A 3,598-nucleotide genomic window follows, 5' to 3' on the forward strand; every position below is an offset into this window, starting at 1 on the left:
CGGCCAGGGCCGGGTCGTCGCCGGCGGGCGCGAGCCCGTGCGCGGCCCCCCGCAGCACCAGGGCGGCGGCGGCGGCGGACAGACCCGCGGCGGCGATCCAGAAACCGATCATGGTTCGCTGTTAGCCGCAGATCGATCCGCGCGTCAGTGAAAAAAACACTTAAGGCTCAGATTGCGTCGCGGCGTCCGCCAGGTCCCGGATCAGCGCCCGAGGCGCAATGTCCCACCGCGCCCCCAAAGTCGCCTCCCTCGCCCTTGTGGCGAGGGTCCATGCCGACGCCCGCTCAGACCTCGACCAGCCTCGAAAGGTCTGAGCGGCTGAACGATGGATCCTGGGCACAAGGCCCAGGAAGGCGATCGGAGGGGGTATCCAACCCGCAGATTTCAAACGGCGGATTTCGGCGGTGAAGACTGCCGTCCGTCCCTACGCCGCCATCGCCGCGACGGCCCGTCGGCGGACGATCTCGGCGGTCTTCTCGTCGCGGGTGTGGGCGATGTAGGCCGCGGCGATCTCGAGATAGGCGCGGGCCACCTGCGGGTCGCCGCCCTCGCCGGTGCGGGCCACGTGCAGGCTGTCCTCGATGTACTGGTCCAGCCGCTGGTTCAGCTTCTCCAGCGCCTTGGCGCGGGTCGAGCCGTAGCCGGCCTGGGCCGCGCACGGACGCAGGTCCTCGATGAAGGCCAGGGCCGAGGTCGCGCGGCGCACCAGGATCGCGTCCGGCGCCTCCTCCAGCTTCGGCACGCCCTTGCCGCCGCCCATCTTGCCCATCATCGAGATCGGCCGCAGCGGCAGGGCCAGGCCCAGCTCCTTGTCGGCGGCGTTCATCCGCGTCTCGGCCGCCTGGGCCGCCGCCTGCTTGAACTTGGCCAGGCGCTTGCCCCATGGGCCGTCCTTGGCCACGTCCACGGCCTGCTCGAACTCGGTCAGTTGGTGGGCGATGCGCTGGGCCGAGGCCGCCGCCGAACGGCCCGAGGCCTCGCCGCCGTCCAGGTCGAAGCCGCGCACGTGCTCGATGCTGGCCTCGATGTCGGCCAGCATCCGCTCGCCGAATTCCTTGACCTCCGACGACGCCAGGTAGCGGTCGTTGGGACGGTCCATCACCGCCGAGATCACCCGCAGGATCCGCCAGGGTTCGGGCAGGTGCGCCGCCAGCATCTCGAACATCCGCGGACCGGCGTCGTCGCTGATCGCGCAGGCGTCGCGATAGGCCAGGCGCGCGGCCGCCGCGCGCTCGCCGCTCATCCGGCTGACCCACTCCGACAGCCGCGGCAGGGCGTTGCGGACGATCACCGACAGGTCGAGATAGTCGGCCAGCTCGTCGGCGTCGCAGATCTGGGCGATGGCTTCGTAGTCGGGCCGCTCGGCCGCGCGCAGGCCGCGGGCGGCCATCTTGCACAGCTCGTTGAAGACGTCGGGCGCCCCGTTGTCGAGATCCCAGGGATTGCAGCGCGCCGCGCCCTCGGCGACCTGGCGCGGGGCCTCGACCTTCAGCGCCTTCCACAGCAGGGCCAACGCCCGGCGCGGGAACTGTGGCAGGCCCTCGGGCCGCGGCTGGCACAGCGGCGCGATGGGGGAAAGAATGGTGTTGCGGACGTAGCGATCGGCGGTCTCGTCCTCGACCATGGCCCGCACGGTCGCCAGCGCCCCCTGCCCGCCGGCGTTGGCCAGGGCGAGCTCGAGACTGCGCAGAGCCGCATCGGGCGCGGTCTCGACCAGCGTCCGGATGATCTGCAGTTTGTGCGCGGCGATTGCGGGCATCGATCTCCGCCGGGGACGGGACATGTCCAGGCAGCGTCAACCATGTTGCCAACGAGGTTAAGACTTTCCGAAACCGCTGCTTTTTCAACGCCGCAAGGCAAGGCGAAGTGTCGCGGCGCCGAAAGCTCCACCTTGACGACAGCGCGCTATCGCCAGAGTGGCGCGCGGTAGCGTTAACCCTCCGCGCGCGGCAGCGACAGCACCACCCGCAGCCCCCCCAGCGGCGAATCGTCCAGGGTCACCGAGCCGCCATAGGCCCGCGCCAGCTCGTCGACGATCGACAGGCCAAGGCCGGTGCCCGGCGTATGCTCGTCCATCCGCTGGCCGCGCTTCAGCGCCTGGGCCCGCTGCTCGGCCGGAATGCCCGGGCCGTCGTCGTCGACGGTCAGCAGCATGCGGCCCTCGCCGTCGGCCTTGGCCTCGGCGCGGATGCGGGCCTTCGACCACTTGCCGGCGTTCTCCATGACGTTGCCGGCCAGCTCCATGAAGTCCTGCCGCTCGCCCTGGAAGCACAGGTCCTCCGGACAGCGCCAATCGATCTCCACGCCCCGCCCGTCGCCCTTGTCCTGGAAGATCCGCTCCAGGGTCACGGCCAGTTCGTCGAGGATCGGCTCCACCGGCGTGCGCTCGCCGCTGGTCTGCGAACGGGCCGCCGCCCGCGCCCGGCGCAGGTGATGGTCGACCTGCTCGCGCATGGTCTGGGCCTGGCGCTCGACCACCTCGGCCAGCACCCCGCCCTGCTGGCTGGCCTCGGTCAGCATCACCGAAAGCGGCGTCTTCAGGGCGTGGGCCAGGTTGCCGACGTGGGTGCGCTGGCGCTCGACGACTTCCTGGTTGTGGGCCAACAGGCCGTTCAGCTCGCCGGCCAGCGGCTCCAGCTCCTCCGGATAGGGTCCGACCAGCCGTTCGGCCTTGCCGCTGCGCACCCCGGCGATCTCGCGGCGCAGGCGGAAGATCGGCTGCAGGCCAAAGCGCACCTGGAAGACGATGGCCACGATCAGGCCCACGCCCAGCAGCAGCAGGGCCAACGCCGTGATCCTGCCGAAGCGGTCGGCGTCGTCGTCGATGGGCGAGCGGTCCTCGGCGGCGATGAACACCACCGGATCGGGATGCCCCGGCAGCCGCGTCAGGATCGCCGCCGCCCGCAGCGGCTTGTCCTGCGGCCCGCGCATGTCGAAGTAGAGGGTCTTGCCCGGATCGGCGGTCAGCCGGTCGATCTGGGCGGTCGACAGCATCAGGTCGCTGTCGAACAGCGAGCGCGAACGCTCGATCGCCGAGAGCCCGCCGCCGCTCTTCTGGGCGAAGATCGCCCAGTAGCGGCCGGAATAGGCCCGCGTGGCGCGGATGTCGGTCAGGAACGGCGCCTTGACCACCCCGTCCTCCACCGTCGAGCCGGCATAGAGGTCGTCGGTCAGCACCGCCAGGCTCTGGTCGAAGCGGCGGATGGCCGCGTCGCGGAACTGGGCGGTCAGGAAGGCCCCGGCCGCCAGCAGCACGAACAGCGTCCAGATCGCCGCCAGCAGCACCAGCCGCCGGACGAGCGAGCGCTTGCGGAAGTCGAGCATCAAGCCTCGCCCCCGCGCGCGGTCACCCCGCGGTCTCGCCTTCCAGCGGGATCAGGCGGTAGCCGAGGCCCCGCACCGTCTCGATGCGGTCGGCGCCCAGCTTCTTGCGCAGCCGGCCGATGAACACCTCGATGGTGTTGCTGTCGCGGTCGAAGTCCTGGTCGTACAGGTGCTCGACCAGCTCGGTGCGGCCGATCACCCGGCCCTGGTGCATCATCATGTAGTGCAGCAGGCGGTATTCCAGCGAGGTCAGGCGCAGCGGCTCGCCGTTGAC

General features: G+C 70.8%; 3 protein-coding genes. All 3 read right to left on the reverse strand.

The features are described 5' to 3' along the window. Window positions 1-424 precede the first annotated feature (424 nt). Window positions 425-1,759 carry a hypothetical protein gene (locus DMC18_RS07455; RefSeq protein ID WP_110120738.1) on the reverse strand — a complete coding sequence of 445 codons (1,335 nt, stop codon included), beginning with the start codon at window positions 1,757-1,759 and terminating at the stop codon, window positions 425-427. Window positions 1,760-1,932: 173 nt separating this feature from the next. Further along, the gene (locus DMC18_RS07460) at window positions 1,933-3,324 is read right to left on the reverse strand and encodes a sensor histidine kinase (RefSeq protein ID WP_110120739.1); all 1,392 of its coding nucleotides are present in this window, start codon (window positions 3,322-3,324) and stop codon (window positions 1,933-1,935) included. Window positions 3,325-3,346: 22 nt separating this feature from the next. After that, window positions 3,347-3,598, reverse strand: a 252-nt coding sequence (locus tag DMC18_RS07465) for a helix-turn-helix domain-containing protein (protein ID WP_146218003.1), incomplete at its 5' end; no start/stop codon positions are given.

It is taken from the genome of Caulobacter sp. D5 (assembly GCF_003185805.1).
Lineage (GTDB): Bacteria > Pseudomonadota > Alphaproteobacteria > Caulobacterales > Caulobacteraceae > Caulobacter.